14 protein-coding genes are annotated in these 16,451 nt (G+C 70.4%); 5 read left to right on the top strand and 9 right to left on the bottom strand.

What is annotated here, in order from left to right:
• Positions 1-65 precede the first annotated feature (65 nt).
• Genes ABXJ52_RS00490 through ABXJ52_RS00480 form a run of 3 tightly spaced genes read right to left on the bottom strand, consistent with a single transcriptional unit; the run spans position 66 to position 4,911 of the window.
• Positions 66-1,520, bottom strand: coding sequence for an MFS transporter (locus ABXJ52_RS00490; RefSeq protein ID WP_367038298.1), 1,455 nt, complete (start codon positions 1,518-1,520; stop codon positions 66-68).
• Positions 1,517-3,541, bottom strand: a complete 2,025-nt coding sequence (locus ABXJ52_RS00485) for a PEP/pyruvate-binding domain-containing protein (protein WP_367038296.1) — start codon at positions 3,539-3,541, stop codon at positions 1,517-1,519. The genes ABXJ52_RS00490 and ABXJ52_RS00485 overlap by 4 nt, the downstream gene beginning before the upstream one ends.
• Positions 3,538-4,911, bottom strand: coding sequence for an ATP-grasp domain-containing protein (locus tag ABXJ52_RS00480; protein ID WP_367038294.1), 1,374 nt, complete (start codon positions 4,909-4,911; stop codon positions 3,538-3,540). The genes ABXJ52_RS00485 and ABXJ52_RS00480 overlap by 4 nt, the downstream gene beginning before the upstream one ends.
• 359 nt (positions 4,912-5,270) lie before the next feature.
• On the opposite strand from ABXJ52_RS00480, the gene ABXJ52_RS00475 reads away from it, so the two are divergent.
• The gene (locus ABXJ52_RS00475) at positions 5,271-6,575 is read left to right on the top strand and encodes a PAS domain S-box protein (RefSeq protein WP_367038292.1); all 1,305 of its coding nucleotides are present in this window, start codon (positions 5,271-5,273) and stop codon (positions 6,573-6,575) included.
• A gap of 209 nt (positions 6,576-6,784) precedes the next feature.
• On the opposite strand, the gene ABXJ52_RS00470 is transcribed toward ABXJ52_RS00475, so the two are convergent.
• Positions 6,785-7,150 carry a DoxX family protein gene (locus tag ABXJ52_RS00470; protein WP_367038290.1) on the bottom strand — a complete coding sequence of 122 codons (366 nt, stop codon included), beginning with the start codon at positions 7,148-7,150 and terminating at the stop codon, positions 6,785-6,787.
• Positions 7,151-7,210: 60 nt separating this feature from the next.
• Between ABXJ52_RS00470 and ABXJ52_RS00465 the strand changes: the two genes are divergently transcribed.
• Positions 7,211-8,092, top strand: coding sequence for a LysR family transcriptional regulator (locus ABXJ52_RS00465; protein WP_367038289.1), 882 nt, complete (start codon positions 7,211-7,213; stop codon positions 8,090-8,092).
• A gap of 267 nt (positions 8,093-8,359) precedes the next feature.
• Positions 8,360-8,647 carry a hypothetical protein gene (locus tag ABXJ52_RS00460; RefSeq protein WP_367038287.1) on the top strand — a complete coding sequence of 96 codons (288 nt, stop codon included), beginning with the start codon at positions 8,360-8,362 and terminating at the stop codon, positions 8,645-8,647.
• Positions 8,648-8,946: 299 nt separating this feature from the next.
• Here ABXJ52_RS00460 and ABXJ52_RS00455 read toward each other — a convergent pair whose 3' ends face one another.
• The 3 genes from ABXJ52_RS00455 to ABXJ52_RS00445 form a co-directional block, all read right to left on the bottom strand.
• Entirely contained in the window at positions 8,947-9,075 is a 129-nt protein-coding gene (locus ABXJ52_RS00455; RefSeq protein ID WP_367038285.1) for a hypothetical protein, read from the bottom strand.
• Positions 9,076-9,270: 195 nt separating this feature from the next.
• On the bottom strand, positions 9,271-11,739 hold the full coding sequence (gene uvrA, locus ABXJ52_RS00450) for an excinuclease ABC subunit UvrA (protein WP_367038284.1): 2,469 nt from the start codon (positions 11,737-11,739) through the stop codon (positions 9,271-9,273).
• A 448-nt stretch (positions 11,740-12,187) separates the two neighbouring features.
• Positions 12,188-12,310, bottom strand: coding sequence for a hypothetical protein (locus tag ABXJ52_RS00445; protein WP_367038282.1), 123 nt, complete (start codon positions 12,308-12,310; stop codon positions 12,188-12,190).
• Positions 12,311-12,368: 58 nt separating this feature from the next.
• On the opposite strand from ABXJ52_RS00445, the gene ABXJ52_RS00440 reads away from it, so the two are divergent.
• Both ABXJ52_RS00440 and ABXJ52_RS00435 read left to right on the top strand, forming a co-directional pair.
• The gene (locus tag ABXJ52_RS00440; protein ID WP_367038280.1) at positions 12,369-12,818 is read left to right on the top strand and encodes a DUF3592 domain-containing protein; all 450 of its coding nucleotides are present in this window, start codon (positions 12,369-12,371) and stop codon (positions 12,816-12,818) included.
• 652 nt (positions 12,819-13,470) lie between these two features.
• The gene (locus ABXJ52_RS00435; RefSeq protein WP_367038278.1) at positions 13,471-14,082 is read left to right on the top strand and encodes a hypothetical protein; all 612 of its coding nucleotides are present in this window, start codon (positions 13,471-13,473) and stop codon (positions 14,080-14,082) included.
• A 174-nt stretch (positions 14,083-14,256) separates the two neighbouring features.
• On the opposite strand, the gene ABXJ52_RS00430 is transcribed toward ABXJ52_RS00435, so the two are convergent.
• Both ABXJ52_RS00430 and ABXJ52_RS00425 read right to left on the bottom strand, forming a co-directional pair.
• Positions 14,257-14,712, bottom strand: a complete 456-nt coding sequence (locus tag ABXJ52_RS00430) for an Asp23/Gls24 family envelope stress response protein (RefSeq protein ID WP_367038276.1) — start codon at positions 14,710-14,712, stop codon at positions 14,257-14,259.
• A gap of 197 nt (positions 14,713-14,909) precedes the next feature.
• Positions 14,910-16,379 (bottom strand): MFS transporter, encoded by a 1,470-nt coding sequence (locus ABXJ52_RS00425; protein WP_367038274.1) that lies wholly within the window; start codon positions 16,377-16,379, stop codon positions 14,910-14,912.
• Positions 16,380-16,451 lie beyond the last annotated feature (72 nt).

The following is a 16,451-nucleotide window of genomic DNA, read 5'->3' as shown; positions in this document are numbered from 1 at the left end:
CGGACGCACTGTTCGCGGGTGTGTACGGCAGCGGGGGAGGCGGAGGTCCCCTCCGCGGCTGCGTGTCAGCCCCGGGGCCTGCGGCCTCCACCTCCGGTCAGCCGGTCCGCGTCGCCCGCGTCGTGCAGGGCATCCCTGCCGGGTTCCGTCGCCGGGGCAGTGCAGGCGGTCGGGGCGCACGTGTCCGCGTCCGTCGTGTCCGCACTCCCGGTCGGGGCCGAAGGTGCTCCCGGGGCCGCGGCCACCGGGCCCCGCTTCACCACCCCGCTGCGCAGCATCAGTTGGAAGGCTCCGAGCAGCACCGCCGTCGCGAGCGCGCTGTGCCACAGCAGGGCGTCCAGGTGTCCCGCCGAAAGATAGGCGCCCGCGGCCACCGCGGCCAGTGCGCACACCGCACGGTCCACGGTGCTCTCGACCGAGAGGAGCGTGGCGCGCGGGGCGTGTGCGGGCACCGCGTCGTTCACGAGTTTGCGCTGAACCGGGTACGCGAAGCCGGCGGCGGCGGCGAAGAGGCAGAGCAGTGTGACCACGGCCCAGGGGCCGCCGAGTGTCATGGCCGCAAGGGTGGCCGCGAGCACGAGGCTGAGGACCGAGACCCAGGCGACCGGGGTCAGGCGACGGCTGAGCCACTGGGGGCGGGCCGAGGTCACCGCCTCCGCCACCGTCATCGCAGCAAGCACTCCGCCGTGCGAGGTCTCCGCGATGCCGTGGTCCAGCAGGATCGGCTGGAAGAGGTTGACCTGGCAGATGCGGGACAGCGTGAAGACCGCCACGCCCTGCACCATCACCAGGGCCAGCCACCGTGAGGAGGCGACGCAGCGCAGAGCGGAGCCCGCGTCGCGCAGAAAGTCGCCGCTTCTGCGCCCGCCGTTCGTCCGCTCGGCCGCTTTCCCGGTGCCGCCGTCCGCTCCGGCAAGCCGGGGCAGCGCGACGGCACAGGCGAGGGAACCCGCCGCGCTGGCGGCACTGAGGACGTAGGGGGCCGCATGGGCGGCGGACATCAAGGGCCCCACCAGCGGCCAGCACACGACCTTGGCCGCAAGCCCCAGGGCCCGCGCGGTGCCCTCTGCCTTCAGGTAATGCTCGTCGCACTGCTCGGCCTGCAACCCGTCGTACAGATAGGCGCTTGCCGCACCCGAGGTGAGCGAGCGGCCCGCGGCGATGGCGAGGAAGTGGACGAGGAAGCCGGTGTACGAGGCGCTGACCACCGGAGCCAGGTTGGCCGCCGTCATGACCACCGCGCCGGCCCGCAGGCAGTTGCGGGTGCCGATGCGGTCGGCTATCAGCCCGGTCGGGATCTCGAACAGGCAGAAGGCCACGTAGTAGATGCTCTGGATGCCGAAGATCTGCCCGTCCGAGAGCCCGGCTGCTTTCTGGTAGGCATAGAACACCGGCATCCACCACAGCAAGTTGAACAGCAGCTGGAAGCCGTAGTTGAGGCGGATGATCCGGCGGGCGGTGTCCGTCAGGCCGTGGCCCGCCCCTTTGCCGGTGCGCGGACGCCCACGTCGCGCGCTCACAGCGCGTACGGGCGGATCTGGACCAGACGGAAGTCGCCCCGCTCGGTCATCAGCCACTCGATGTCCAGCGGCTTGTCCACCTCCGAACCACCGGAGTGTGACCCGCTGAAATGGGACTGCAGCAGCCGCCCGGTCAGGGACAGGTCGGCGAGCCGGGCGCGGCTGACGGTGGAAAGGGCTTCGCCCCCGGAACCCAGGGCGACGGTGCGGCCCCCGCCCTCCACCGTGTTGTACAGGTACTGCTGTGGCATGACCGTGCCGTCGACCACCTGCTCCGGGGATCCGGGGGAGCAGTTGAGGTAGACGTTGCGGAAGTCCTCGCGGCGGGTCGGGTTGCAGGTGACCAGGACACCGCCCAGAGAGGCGGGCACGTACTCCTGGATGATCACGCCCATGTAGGTGTCGTCCAGGGAGATGCCGACCTGGTGGCGCAGTCGCACGCTGCGGGGTGACACCACGGAGGCCCACACCTGGCGTACGGCTTCCATGAGTTCGCCGGTGCCGTGGACGGTGGTGACGGAGTCGTAGACGCCCGCCGCGGAGAAGCCCGGAAGGTCCTCGGCGTTGGACGAGGAGCGCACCACCAGGCGCCGGCGCGAGGCCGCGGCGGCGGGGAGCGCCTGGTTGATCTGCCGGGTGACCGACTCGGGGACGGGAGTGTTCCGGATCAGGTGCTGGAGTTGCAGGCAGAGGGAGTCCAGGACGTCGGTGGCGTCGAGTTCCAGTGCCATCTTGAGCTTGCCGATGCCTTGCTGTAGCGCGGGGGAGGAGGCAAGGAAGTGCTGCTGGAGTGCGAAGGGGAGCGCGACACCCTCCGGGGCGCCGACCGTCGTGGCCACGAAGTCGGCCGCACCGGCGCGCAGTTCGGCCGGGGAGGGTGTGTGCAGGCCCAGGCGCGCCGCGAGGTGCCCGTAGAGGTCCTCGCGCGGCGGACGGGGCCGGCCGTAGAAGGTGGTCAGGTCGGCCGTACGGCTGTCGAGTACGTGGTGCAGCTCGCCGAGGTTGGCCGCCTTGGTGCCGTACCGGTCCCGGTCGGTGCTGCGCAGCCGGTGCAGGGCCAGGACGGGGGCGTCCTCCAGCAGGGGTGGTTCGAGGCGTATGCGTTGCTGGTGCCAGGCCGGAGCCTGCAGGGCCGGCTCATGGTCGAGCCGTTCCAGGGAGATCTCGTCCTCGCGCACCCGGTAGCGCACCCATGCGCCGTTCAGTTGGTCCTTCTCGACGAGCTGTTCCAGGTCGCGCACGATGGCGTTGGGTATGCCCCAGCCGGAGGCGAGGACGTTGGTGTGCGAAAGCGGGGTGATCGGGGCGGTGTTGAGGAATCCGGCCACCCGGGGAACGTCGTCCGGCAGGCACGGCATGGCCACGATGTCCGCCCAGCCGAGCCCGGCCTCCGCCGCCGCGTACTCCTCGTGCGTACGGAAGTACCGCAACCGCCCGGTGGCCTCGCCGGGGTTGAGCGGCGTTCGGGTCCTGGAGCCGAAGAGCTCGTGGCTCAGGATGCGCGGCACGAGCAGTTCGCTGATCGCCGCCAGTTCCTCCTCCTGCCCGTGGTTGGCGGGCTTGAGGAGCACGGGCAGTCTGCCGTCGACGCGTGCGCGTACGAACTGGTGGAAGTACGCGAGGAGTTCACCGTGCATGGTGTCGGCCTCGGTCGTCTCCAGGACGAGGAAGGTGCGTTCGCGGCCCTCCGGGTCCTGCTCGGTGTGCAGGGACAGCACGCCGAGGAGGAAGCGGCGTTCGGGGTCCATGTAGACGGAGGCGTTGAACGCGTCGAGATCCGCGTCCAGTGCGGCGAGTTCCATGCCCAGGACGCGGGTGGCGATGTAGTTGACGTGGAAGGGGTGCGCGGCGGTGTCGAGCAGGTGCCAGGTGTTTTCGACGCGGTCGACGACGACCTTGAGGTACGGATGACCGGCCAGGACGCCCGAGAGGGTGCGGAAGAGCGGAAGGGAGAGGTTCTCGCCGACGACCGTGCGGTCCGTGGCAGGCCCGGCGGAGCCGGTCAGCAGCTGGTCGGTCATCGGGAAACCGCCTCGGGCCGCGCGGTGGGCAGGGTCAGGGGCAGGGCGTCCACCAGCGTTTCGAAGTCGCGGAGCACCGCCCGCGCGTCGGTGGCGGACAGCAGGCACAGAGCCGCCATGGTGTTGGCGCCCGCGGCCGGATCGTAGACCGGCACGACGCTGCCGTCGGCGAGCGAGCTTTCCGCGACCACCGACAGCTCGCTGCCCCCTCCGAGCGGCACGTTCGCCGCTACCGCTGCGAAGTCCCAGATCTTGCGGTCCTGCCAGGCTTCGCCCTTGCCGTCGACCGCGAGGACCACGAGGGAGCCCGCCGCGCCGTGTGCCTGCGCCGGGGTGAGAGCCTGCTCGGGCCACGCGACGGGGCGGCCGAGAAGATGGTCGACGAGCATGCCGATCAGGTCGAGCCCGAACACCTCCTCGACCTGCGGCACCGTCATCGCGCCGCCGAATCGGGCAGCCGTCTCGATCAGCCACATGCTGCCGTCCACACCGAGCTTGATCTCGGTGTGGATTCCGCAGTCGCGCAGGCCGAGAGCGTCGACGGATTCACGGGCCAGAGCCACGATCCGGTCCTGGGCGTCCTGGGACAGCAGGGCGGGGGTGATCCCCGCGCGTTCGGTGAACGGCTCGACCGTGGGCATCCGGCCGCTCAGGCAGACCGGACGGAACACGCCGTCCGCCACGATCCCCTCGACACTGACGTAATCGCCCCAGCCAGGCTCGTCGAACCAGTGCGAAGCGGTACCCGTCACGATCTGCTCGACCACGAAGTCCGCTTCGGCCTCGGCGACATGAAGCTCCGCGTACCCCAACAGGGCTGATTCGGCCATCACTTCACGCGATCGACGCCAGGCGGCGGACACCTCGTGGGGGGAGCGGATGATCTGGTGCGCGGTGGACCCCGCGCTCCAGGCCGCCTTGAGGAGCAGCGGGAAGGGCAGGTGAACGGCCGCCTCGTGCAGGTCCGCCTCCGTGGCGACCGGCCGGAACTCGGGCTGCGGCAGGCCGTGTTCCTGCCATGTGCGCCGCATCAGACGCTTGTCACGGGCGAGAGCGGCGGCGCTGCCCGCCCCCGTCAGACCGAGCGCCTCGCACGCCTCGGCGACCGCCACGACCGCATACTCGGAGCAGGTGAACACCGCGTTCGCGCCCACGGCCTCGGCCTGCGAGACGATCAGTGACACCAGGTCGGAGCGCTGCGCATCGGTGGGCGTCACCACCGACGCGCACAGTGTCCGGGCGGTGTCCGCCGCCACGGGAGGAAGAGCGCTGAGCGTCAGCAGGTGCACTTCCGCCCGCGCGGCCGTCCGGGACAGGACGTGACCGAGCGGCGGACCACCCTTGGCATGCACTAACAGCACCGTGCTCACTGAAGTTCGTCTCCATCCATCCGGTTGGTACGGGGCGTGGTGTCGCACGGAGCGGTGACGCGCGTAGACCAGGGCGGATCACCGGGCGTACGTTGCAGGGAGTGTTCACCCGCACACTCAAGGGGACCAGTCGGCAGGTACCCGCGAACGCCATCAGGGGCGCCCGCGACTCAGGCAAATGCCTGAGTCGCAGGCCGTGTTGGGCGACCTCGTGCTCCGCGAGGGATCGCTGGCTGCCCGCGATTCCCCGCGGGTAGCCCCCACTTCGGCCGAGAACCGAGCATGCGCGGGACCAGGACGGGATACGCCTCGCGTGATGACTGTGCGTCAACCAGCTGTATACGGATGGAGAGAACGCTGTGGACGATTCCGGCCTCAAGGCACTTCTCGAGGACCTTCCCGTGTTCTGGTGGGAGGTCGACGAGCCGTGGCAGGTGCTGGAGAGAGGAGGCGGCGCCTTCGCTGACACCGGCACGGCGCAGCGCTTCCTGGAACGGCTGCAGCAGGAACGTTCGGCCCCGGGGCACCGCCCGCCCGAGGAGGGCCGCTGGCAGGCCCGGTTCGACGGCCGCACCTTCGACGTGAGCTGGCCCCTGGACGAGAACCGCGCCCACAGTCCCACGCGCGGCCTCGCCGTGGAGGTCGACGCACACCCCGAAGTCCCGCGCCGGTACGCGGCCTTCGCCGACCTCATCGACCGCGCCCCGGCCGCCGCCTTCATCCGGGACCGGGACGGACGCTACCTGTGGGCCAACCACGCCTACGCGCACCTCTACGGCACCACTGCGGAAGAACTCGCCGGCAAGTGCATCGAGGACTTCGACGCCCCCGCCGACGCCGTCCAGTTCCGCGCCCTCGACCAGGAGATCCTCACCCGGGGCACGCAGGTGCGCCACACCCTCGGCTACCGCCGCCCGGACGGCAGCGCCGGTCAGGCGGTCGGCCACCGTTTCCCCGTGCGCGAGAACACGCAGACCTGCGTCGCCGGAATCTACGTGGACATCACGGACCACCTCCGTGCCATGGTCCAACGGCAGGAGGCGGAGGAGAACCTACAGGCGTTGCGCGACCACAGCGGCCTGCCCTGCGCACTGCTCTCCGCCGACGGACGCGTGATCGAGGCGAGCGCGGCGGCCGCCGACCTGTTCCACCTCGGCCTGCCCGACCTGGTGGGCCGCCGCGCGCACACGCTGCTCGCCCCCGCCTCCGCCCCCGACCTCGACCGGCTGCACCGCAGATGGAACGGTCTGATAGCGCGCCGCACCAGACGGATGGAGACATCCGCCGTGCTCGTCGACAGCCAGGGGCTACAACGCCGCGCGCGGCTCCACCTGACGACCGTCGGCCACTCCACTGCCCGTGCCCGGCACGTCTGGGCGGTCATCACCCACCAGAGCCTCGCCCACGAGGCCCATCCGCCGCTCACCGCCGCGCAGGTCCGCATCCTGTCCCTCCTGGCGGAGGGCAGCAGCAACAGTGACATCGCCGCCTCGCTGAAGCTGTCCAGGCAGACGGTCGACTACCACCTCAGCCGCCTGCGGCAGGCCCTGGGAGCCGCCACCCGCCCCGCCCTGGTCGCCCGCGCCTATGTCCTGGGTATCCTCGCCCCCCGCGCCTGGCCCCCACGCTCTGCCACGGCGGCCCACCCGCTCAGTACGGTCTGACCGGCGGGTGGGGCTCAGAAGGAGGAGGTTGTCGTCGACCGTGAAACCCTCACCCGCACCCCAAGCTCAGCGCCCACTGGCTCGGCACCGTCGCCTGCACCGGTCGCCTCACCAAGTGACCCACCTTGTCGGCAACGGTGGCTCCGGCTCCTGCTGACCTGTCGCAGCGAAGGTCGAGCGTTCTCGTCGAACATTGAGTGGTGCTGCCATCAAGAGGACACCGTCAAGGCCAGCGAGGCGACGGCGGTGGCGAAATAGAAACCGGGGAAGGCGAGGTTGTAGAGCACGCGGGCGCGCAGGTGGAAGGCAAGCGCGCCTAGATAGAGCAGGGCGAGACCGCCGGCCGCAGCCGCGGCGAGGGGGCGCAGTGCGGCGTCGACGAGGCCGAGGAGGAGGCCCGCCGCGCCAGCCAGCTTGAGGGTGGCCAGCCGGGGCAGCCAGGACCGGGGGACACCTACCTCCGCCGAGTTGGCCAGCACGAAGCGCGCCCCGGCAAGGTCGGCGGCGGCGATACCGACGTTGACGGCGACGGTGAGCAGGGTGACAACGAGAAAAGCGAGCTGGGTACTGGTCATGCCTTCAGGATCCGCGGGCACCGCGGCACCTACCAATACCTGCTTTTATAACCTGGTGGCATGGATGTGGACACGCGCCTGCTTCGGTACTTCGCCGCAGTGGCGGATGAGGGGAGCCTGACGGGGGCAGCGAAGAGGCTGTTCGTCTCGCAGCCTGCGCTGACCAAGCAGATCCGGCGCCTGGAGGACGATCTCGGTGTACGGCTTTTCGCGCGTTCGCGGTCGGGGATGGCGCTGACCGAGGCTGGTCGTGAGCTCGCCTCCCGGGTGTCCGCACTGCTGGACAACTGGGACGAGGCGGTGCAGGCAACGGGCCAAGCGGCGCAGGTGCTGCGCCTGGGCTTCCTGGACGCGGGCGCAGTGGGTGCCGTCCCCGAGGTCATCGCCGCGTTCCGCAAGGCGCAGCCGGAGTGGCGGGTGGAACTGCGGCAGTTCGACTGGTCGGACCCGGGTGCCGACCTGGCCCGGGGTGAGGTGGATGCAGCAGTGGTGCGTTTGCCGTTTCCGGGGCAAGAGAGGTTGACGGTGCGGGAATTGTTTACTGAGGACCGGGGGGTGCTGCTACCAGCTCGGCATCCGCTGGCGAACAGCGAGACGGTGGAGTTCCGGGAGCTGCGGGACGAGCTGTTCGTCGCGTCCGGAGCCGAGACCGGAACCTGGAGGGAGCACTGGCTGGCCGTGGAGGAGCGAGACGGGCACCCTGTCCGGGTAGGCGCCGTCACCAGCCGTCCCGACGAGTGGCTCGGAGCGGTGGCTGGCGGCTGCGTGGCGCTGGCCCCGGCGTCGGCGGCCCGTTTCTACTCCCACCCGGACGTGGTCTTCCGTCCAGTCCGCGGGGTCTCACCGAGCCGGGTTGGGCTGGTCCGGCCTCGGGGGCGGACGCACGAGGCGGCGCTGGACGAGCTGCTGGAGGCCATCGTACGGCGACTGAGCCGGAGTTGACGACGGGGTCGACAGACCGCCGGGGATACCCGGCCGTACCGGCACTATTGCCGACGGCGGCCGCGTTGAACGGCTCGCCCACCACGAGGCCACCCGTCGCGACCGCCTCGGCTGGGTGCGCACAGGCCATGGCCGTCGGCCGTGCCGACCCGGCGGCACTCAATGTTCGATGAGAACACTCAACCTTCGCGGCGACAGGTCACCTGCCTGCGTGCGCACCTCGGCTCCTCTTTGCGATAGAAATCGAACATGTGGTCTATTTGAAGCATGGACCGTGACCGCTTCCCCAGTGACCTCTTGAGGGATCAGACCGCCTGGTACCTGACCTACGACGAACTCGCCGTCGACCCCGCGGGGGTGCAGACGGCTGCGCGACGTCGTCGCCTTCTGGAGCTCTCCCGCCGTGTCGCGGGGCATCCCTTCTGGGAGACGCCTGCCGGAACGCCTGCCGCCCGGGTGGCTCTCAAGGAGATCGCCCGCGCCCGGACCGTGCGGGCGGCGCCCGCGGCCGGCACTGCCCCCGGTGGCGGTGGTTACCGGGGGCGCACGGTGTGACTGGGATGCGTCGTCCTGGGCGATGCTCCGCACGGACCAGGTCGAGAGCTACGTGGCCGGCGTTGACGCTTGCGAACGGGCGGATACCGGAGCCGAACAGCACGGGCGAGAGGGCGGTAGTGAACGCGTCGATCAGGCCGGCGTTCACGTACTGCAGGGTTCACGTACTGCAGGATGGTCGCGCCGCCGCCTGCGACGCGGACATCCCGGCCGGCGGAGGCCTCGCGGGCCTGATGGAGCGCGGACTCGATGCCGTCGTTGACGAAGTGGAGGTAATCCGGCCCTGTCGCGGCCCGGGATCACGCTTCTCGTGCGTCAGCGCGAACACCGGCGTGTGGAAGGGCGGATCTTCGGGCCAGGCTGCTCGCCGCGTCGAACATGCGCTTGCCCATCACGCTCGCGCCGGTGCGCTCGAACGTCTCGCGCACGATGTCACTGTCGCGCCCTCCCTCTCCGCCCTCCCTCTCCGCCCTCCCTCTCCGCCCTCCCTCTCCGCCCTCCCTCTCCGTCCTCCCCGAGCTTGAGGTTCTCGGCTGCTCGTGAGCAGGGGAGCGAAGGATCTCGTTACGTGCCTCCCGCGCCCCGCGCCCCGCGGCGACCGGTGCTTCGCCCCTCCGGCGTGGTCAGGAGCGCGCGAGCCGGGCCGCGAGGTAGGGCGCGGTGGCGCTGCGGCGGGCCTTCGCCACTTTGGCCGGCGGGCCCGCCGCGACCACCCGCCCGCCCGCGTCGCCCCCGCCGGGCCCGAGATCGATGACCCAGTCGGCGGTGGCGATCGTGTCCAGGTCGTGCTCGACGAGGACGACCGTGTTGCCGGCGTCGACGAGCCGGTGCAGCTGCCGCAACAGCAGCGCGATGTCCGAGGGGTGCAGTCCGGCCGTCGGCTCGTCCAGCAGGTAGAGCGCGTGGCCGCGGCGAGCTCGCTGCAGTTCGGTGGCCAGTTTGATGCGCTGCGCCTCACCGCCGCTGAGCTCCGTCGCGGGCTGGCCCAGCCGCAGGTAGCCGAGTCCCACCTCGCGCAAGGTCTCCAGGCTGCGGGAGGCGGCCGGGACGGCGGACAGGAACTCGGCGGCGGCGTCGACGGACAGTGCCAACACGTCCGCGATGTTCTTGCCCCGGTAGGTGACTTCCAGGGTTTCGGCGTTGTACCGGGCGCCCCGGCAGGTCGGGCACGGCGCGTAGGTGCCGGGCAGGAACAGCAGCTCCACCGCGACGAACCCTTCGCCCTGGCAGGTCTCGCACCGCCCTTGGGGCACGTTGAAGGAGAACCGCCCGGCCGAGTAGCCGCGCGCCCTGGCCTCGTCCGTCGCCGCGTACAGCTTGCGCACCGCGTCGAACATCCCCGTGTACGTGGCCAGGTTGGACCGCGGAGTGCGGCCGATGGGCCGCTGGTCGACCAGCACCAGGCGGTCGAACGACTCGATCCCCGACGCGTCCTGGACGTCGACCTCCAGCTGCGCCTCGTCGGGCTCCTCGGGGACGACGCCCAGGTGGCCACGGACGACCTCGGCGAGCACCTGCGTCACCAGCGTCGACTTCCCGGAACCGGACACGCCCGTCACCGCCGTCAGAACGCAGAGCGGTACGTCCACCGACACGTCGCGCAGATTGTGGCGGGAGACGCCGCGCAGGTGCAGCCAGCCGTGCGGGGCGCGCGGGCGGTGATCGAGCGGCTGGGCGCGCCCGAACAGGTACTGGCTCGTGGGTGACTCCCCGACCCGTTCGAGACCGGCGACCGGACCGCTGTACAGCACGCGCCCGCCGCCCTCGCCCGCGCCGGGACCGATGTCGACCACCCAGTCCGCCCGCCGTACGACGTCCATGTCGTGCTCCACGACGAACAGAGAGTTGCCCGCCGCCTTGAGGCGGTCCAGCACGTCGAGCAGCGGTTCCGCGTCAGCCGGGTGCAGGCCCGCGGAGGGTTCGTCGAGGACGTAGACGACGCCGAACAGCCCCGAGCGCAGCTGGGTGGCGATCCGCAGACGTTGCGCCTCGCCGGGCGACAGGGTCGTCGAGCGGCGCCCGAGGCTCAGATATCCGAGGCCAAGGTCGAGCAGAACATCCACCCGTGCCACCAGATCGGCGCAGATCCGGACCGCGACCTCGGTCGTCTCCCCGGATCGGGCGGTCGACGTGGTGGCGTCGGCCTCGGACCGCTCCGCGACGGGCCGCAGCAATGCCACGACCTCGATGAGCGGCATCGCGTTGATCTCGGCGATGGAATGTCCTGCGAACATCACGGCGAGCGCCTCGGGCCGCAGTCCGCTGCCGTGACATTCGGGGCAGGGCACACTCCTGACGAACCGGAGCGCCCGTTCGCGCATCTTCTCGCTCTTGGAGTCGGCGAGGACGTGCATGACGTGCTTGCGGGCGCTCCAGAACTTGCCCTGGTAGCCGTAGTCGACGCGGGCCTCCTCCGGCTCGATGTACACGGAGGGCTGCTCGTCCGTGTACAGCAGCCACTGCCGGTCCTTCTTCCTGAGCCTGCGCCACGGTCGGTCGATGTCGATCCCCAGGCCGTTCACGACACTGCGCAGGTTGGCGCCCTGCCAGGCACCCGGCCAGGCGGCGATCGCCCCCTCGCGGATACTCAGCGCGGGGTCGGGCACGAGCAGGTCCTCGGCGACGTCGTGCACGACGCCCAGCCCGTGGCACTGCGGGCAGGCACCGGCCGCGGTGTTGGGTGAGAACGACTCGGCTTCCAGCCGAGCAGCCCTGGCCGGGTAGGTGCCGGCGCGGGAGTACAGCATGCGCAGCAGATTGGACAGCGTGGTGATGGTGCCGACCGTCGAGCGCGAGCTGGGCGCCCCGCGTCGCTGCTGCAGGGCCACGGCGGGTGGCAGTCCGGTGATGTCCTGCACGTGCGGTGCGCCTACCTGTTGCAACAGCCTTCGGGCGTACGGTGCCACGGACTCGAAGTAGCGCCGCTGGGCCTCCGCGTAGAGCGTGCCGAAGGCGAGCGAGGTCTTGCCCGAACCCGAGACGCCGGTGAAGGCGACCATCGCGTCCCGCGGCACGTCGACATCGATGTTCCGCAGGTTGTTCTCCCTGGCGCCCCGGACATGTACGAAGGGGTCACTCGCGTCCTTGCTCACCGTTCCTGATTACCCGACGGCACCGGCAACCGCGCGACAGGCGCGCCCCGGGCCCCGCTCGCACGAGCTGCGGAGAGTCTCGGTAGGAGCCGCTTCCGGGGAACATCCGGGGAACATTCGAGGGTGCTTCACTGTTGATCCGTATGTGGGCGTGGAGGGAACTGTGTCCCCGGGCCTCACCCCTTCGCCCATGAGGACGATCGTTCGGCTGAAGCCTCATGGAGCCCCCGCCGCGAGGCGACCGCCCTTCGCGCCCACACCCGATCGGCCCCGGCTGGCGATCCCCCGAACCAGTCGGGGCCTTCGCAGGCCCCCTGCCGCCCTTCGCCGTAGGCGGGCTGAGGGGGTAGGCCCCCGCCCAGCTGGTGCGTTGACGCCTTGCTGCAGGTTTAGTTGGTACTTGCCGCTGCCATCGGAGATCCGGACGCCCATCGAACGGCCGTCGAGGTCAATGTCGTTGACGATGACCTCGGGCGCCAGAGGCAGCCATCGCGGGCGACGCGGCTGCCGTGCCGAAAGCAACGCCGGTGGCGGCGATGGCGACGGCGGCCATGCGGATCTTGCGGTTCATGTAGTGCGGCGACCTTCTCGTCGAACGCGGTGCAGTCACGCGGCTACGGTGGTGCCCCATGAGCACACCCTGGCTGCTTGCCCTGATCCCGTTCGTCGCGGGACTGGCATTGATGGCGACGTACATAACCCAGCTCGTCACCGAAACCCTGCGCCGCGCGACGGGCACGGTGGTCGAGGCGACGGTCACCGGTCACACGGCCTCGCGAGAGGCGACGTACGCGACGCTGCATCCGGTGGTGGCCTGGACGGCCCCCGATGGCACGACGCACGAACGGGCCCTCCCCGACGGCACGGGTGCCCACGCCCTCCCCGAGGGGTCCCGGGTGCGCATCCGCTTCGACCCGGCCCACCCGGAACTGGCCGCGCTGGACACGGAGACGCGCTACCGGCGGTGCGTCCGCGGCTTGTACGGGAGCATCGCGCTCTGGGCGGGAACATTGATCGTGGTGATCTGGCGTCTGGCATACGTGGTGTCGCACGGCGGCTCGACGACCTGGCACTCCTGAGCAATCCGCCGCCAGGTTCGACGACACCTGGGGGAGAGTTGAAGCTCGACGGGCGAACAGCTCTGATTCATCCGGGGAAAGCTCGGACAGGTCGTGAACCCCTCGGGTGTGGTGTCAAGTTGCCGGGCGACGGACATCGACGCCAACCTCACCGCTCGGCCGAACCTCGGCCTGCTTGTGCCCTACCTGGACTACACCCTCACCGCTCACAACACCGGCCCCGACCCGTCACCTCGGCAACGCTGTCCGCCACGCTCCCGCTGGGCGCGTCCGCCACCAGCCTCTCCGCCGGATGCACCGCCGTCGGCACCACGGTGACCTGCACCTACGGAGCCATAGCCGACAACGCAAAGCGTCAACGAGTCGTGTCGCCTCGGAGCCGGCTTGTGTGGAGTACGGCCGCGGTGTGGCGGGGAGTTGGTGGTGGGGCTCCGGCGGTTCTGTGTGGGGGGTGACGTAGCGTGTGGGCATGTCCATGCCTCCGTCACCGCCTGGTGGGTTCGGTGCTGCCCCACCTGCCTTTGGGCCGATACCGCAGCAGCCGCCCCACGTTCCCGCGCCATTGCCGCCGCAGGGCCCGCCGTACGGGTTGCAGCCCTATCCCTCGCCCCCGCCCTGGAATGTTCCGCCGCCGGGGCGCAGGACGGGCAGGGTGGTCGCGGCGGTCGGGGCCGGTGTGCTGGTCGTGGTGTTGGTGATGGTGGGGTTCGCCGTGTTCGGCGGGGTGGGATTCCCGGAGGCGAAGTACCGTCTGCGGGTGTCCGCGGAGCTGGTGGGCGGAACGTTCAAGCTGAGCGCGGATCTCTCCGACACGGCGGGCCGGCAGATCGTGGAGGAGAACCGCAACCGCAGCAACGTCCGGAATCCGACGGCCGTGGTGGGCAGTTACGCGGGGCAGGGCGAGCAGAACGGCAGCAGGCTGGTGGTCTCGGGGTTGTACGGGCGGTTCAGGAGCCCGGCGGAGGCGCGGGACGACATGTCGGAGGGTGCTGCGGAAGCTGAGGGCGCCACGGTGGCTGTGCCCGCCCACGATGTCACCGTCCGGGGCTCGGATATGACGGTGCGGTGCCAGGTGCTGACATCGGAGCAGGGCGGAACGGTGAGCAACGTACCGATGTGCGTGTGGGGTGACGACAACACGGGGGCGTCGGTGGGTGTGATCACCGACGAGAACGTGTCCCAGGACCCTGAGGACGTGGACCTGGAGAAGCTTGCGCGGATGACGCTGCAGGTGCGCGAGGAGATGCGCGAGCCCATCGGCTGACGTTCCGGCCTGCCGGGCCGCGCTCCGGCCAGCCGCCAGCCAGCTATCTCCGCCCGAGGCCCGAGTGGCCCCCGGGGACTGGTATGCCCGCCCCGGCGACCTATCGAGGCGACCTGTCCCGGCGACCTGTTCCGGCGACCCGATGGGCAGGATCAGCCTTCCGCACCCGCAGTCTCACTGCTCCTCGTCGTCATCCTCGACGACGTGGACGGCGAAGACGTTGAGATTGATCTCGCACATGCTCAAGTCCGTCATGGTCTCCACGGCGTCGATGACATGAGTGCGGATCTGGTCGGCGAGTTCGTGGATCGGCATGCCGTACTCGACCTCGATGTCCACGTCGATCACGACCTGCTTGTCGGTGACGTCCACCCGCACCGAGCGGCCCGCGTTCGACGTTCCGGGCATCTTGCCGGCAACGGTCCCGAAGGCTTTCGACGCACCCTTGCCGACGGAGTGCACGCCGTCCGTCCCCCGGATCGCGATCCCGGCGATGGTGGCCACGACGCTGTCGGCGATAGTGGTCGTGCCACGCGAGTCGGCCTCTGTCGAGCCCCGGGCCGGAGCGGGCGTCGAGGTGCCCGACCTGCCCGTCGACGCGTTCGTGCTGATCGTTCCTGTGTCGGTCATGGCCGCCTCCCAAGTGGTGCAGGAACGAGCGGCTCATCCGCCCGTCAGGGCGCCACTTACACTCTGCGCCTGCCCGCCGCCCTCCGCCATTCGAGGGACGCGCGGCTCTGTGAGCGGCCGGATTTACCTGCCCGGGAGGCGTCCCGCCGGATGATCCACCGGCGGGACGAGACTTCCGGCCGAGCTCGGCGTCGCAGTCAACGGCTGTTCGACGACGCCTGGTTCGAGACAGTGACCGCGCCTGACCGCGTGGAACGGTGCGGCGTCGCGGAGTCTTCCGCCGGCTTGGACCGCGCCAGCCACAGGCCGGTGAACACGGCGGTGGCCAACGTGACCGCACCGGCGGCGAGGAAGGCGCTGTTGAGGCCGGTCTCGAAGGAGGCGCCGCCGGATTGCCGGGTCCGGACGATGGCTCCGAGTACCGCCACGCCGAGCACCGCGCCGATCTGCCGGGTGGTGCTGCTGATGCCCGACGCGAGGCCGCCTTCCTGCGGGCTGACCGCCTGGATGGCGGCTCCCGTCAGGGGGGACATGGTCAGTGCGAAGCCGATGCCGACGACTCCCAGCCGCCACCACACGTTCCCGTAGCCGGTGTCGGCGTGCACCATGCCGAGCCCAAGCAGGCCCAGGCCGGCCAGGCCCAGGCCGATGGTGGTCACGATGCGGAAGCCGTACCGGGCGGCGAGCCGGCCCGCGTACGGGCTGACGATCACCATGGCGATGGACAGCGGCAGGGTCTGCAGGCCTGCGCGGAGGATGGAGCTGCCCTGGACGTACACGAAGAACTGGGAGAAGAAGAACGACGACCCCATGAGCGCGAACCCCACCACGACCATGGCGGTGTTGGACACGGTGAACAGGCGTTCCCGGAACAACCGCAGCGGCAGCATCGGAGCGGAACGACGCGCTTCGACGGCGACGAAGGCTCCGAGGAGGATCACCGCGGCGGTGAAGCTGCCCAGGATCACGGGCGCCGTCCAGCCGCGAGCACCACCCTCGATCAGCCCGTACGTCAGCGCCCCCACCCCCAGAACGGACAGCACCGTACCTGGAACATCGATCGCGGGAGCGCCGGGATTACGGGTCTCCTCAAGGCTGTGCAGACCGACCAGCAGAAGGGCGGCGCCGATGGGCAGATTGACCAGGAAGATGGCGGGCCAGCCGAAGGCATCCGTCAGCACGCCGCCGGCCACGGGGCCCGCGGCCAGACCGATCCCGCTGAATCCGGCCCACAGCCCGATCGCCTTGACGCGTTCCTGCGGCAGGGGATAGGCGGCGGCGAGCAGGGCGAGCGAGGCAGGGGCCAGCGCAGCGGCCCCGATGCCCTGCAGCACCCGGCCGGCGACCAGCCAGCCGACCGAGGGCGCGAGGCTGCACAGCACCGACGCCACGGTGAACACCGCCACGCCGGTCAGGTACACCCGCTTGCGGCCGAACCGGTCGGCGAAGATGCCGCCGGACATCAGCAGCATGGCGACCAGCAGTACGTACGCGTCGACGATCCACTGCAGACCGGTCAGACCCGTGTGCAGCCGGTGCTGCATGTCGGGCAGCGCCGCTCCGACAATCGTGTTGTCGAGCAGGACCATGAATTGACCCAGGCAGGTCACTGCGAGCAGCACGGCCCGGTTCGGCCCACTGCCTACGGCCTCAGGCGATGCAGCCATGGGGATTCCTCTCCATAATCGGTCGCGCCGTTCCGGGCCGATGTGATCAGCCGCCGGCGCCCTAACACAGCC

This window comes from Streptomyces sp. Je 1-332 (assembly GCF_040730185.1).
In the GTDB taxonomy this organism is placed as follows: domain Bacteria; phylum Actinomycetota; class Actinomycetes; order Streptomycetales; family Streptomycetaceae; genus Streptomyces.
The sequence above is the reverse complement of the archived record's forward strand: the minus strand, read 5'-3'. Positions and strand labels throughout refer to the sequence as shown.

What these genes read in the sequence shown, in the direction of transcription:
- ABXJ52_RS00485 (WP_367038296.1), bottom strand. Translation starts at nt 3,541, where the DNA reads ATGACCGACCAGCTGCTGACCGGCTCCGCCGGGCCTGCCACGGACCGC.
- ABXJ52_RS00470 (WP_367038290.1), bottom strand. Translation starts at nt 7,150, where the DNA reads ATGACCAGTACCCAGCTCGCTTTTCTCGTTGTCACCCTGCTCACCGTC.
- ABXJ52_RS00430 (WP_367038276.1), bottom strand. Translation starts at nt 14,712, where the DNA reads ATGACCGACACAGGAACGATCAGCACGAACGCGTCGACGGGCAGGTCG.
- ABXJ52_RS00465 (WP_367038289.1), top strand. Translation starts at nt 7,211, where the DNA reads ATGGATGTGGACACGCGCCTGCTTCGGTACTTCGCCGCAGTGGCGGAT.
- ABXJ52_RS00445 (WP_367038282.1), bottom strand. Translation starts at nt 12,310, where the DNA reads ATGAACCGCAAGATCCGCATGGCCGCCGTCGCCATCGCCGCCACCGGC.
- ABXJ52_RS00440 (WP_367038280.1), top strand. Translation starts at nt 12,369, where the DNA reads ATGAGCACACCCTGGCTGCTTGCCCTGATCCCGTTCGTCGCGGGACTG.
- ABXJ52_RS00460 (WP_367038287.1), top strand. Translation starts at nt 8,360, where the DNA reads ATGGACCGTGACCGCTTCCCCAGTGACCTCTTGAGGGATCAGACCGCC.
- ABXJ52_RS00425 (WP_367038274.1), bottom strand. Translation starts at nt 16,379, where the DNA reads ATGGCTGCATCGCCTGAGGCCGTAGGCAGTGGGCCGAACCGGGCCGTG.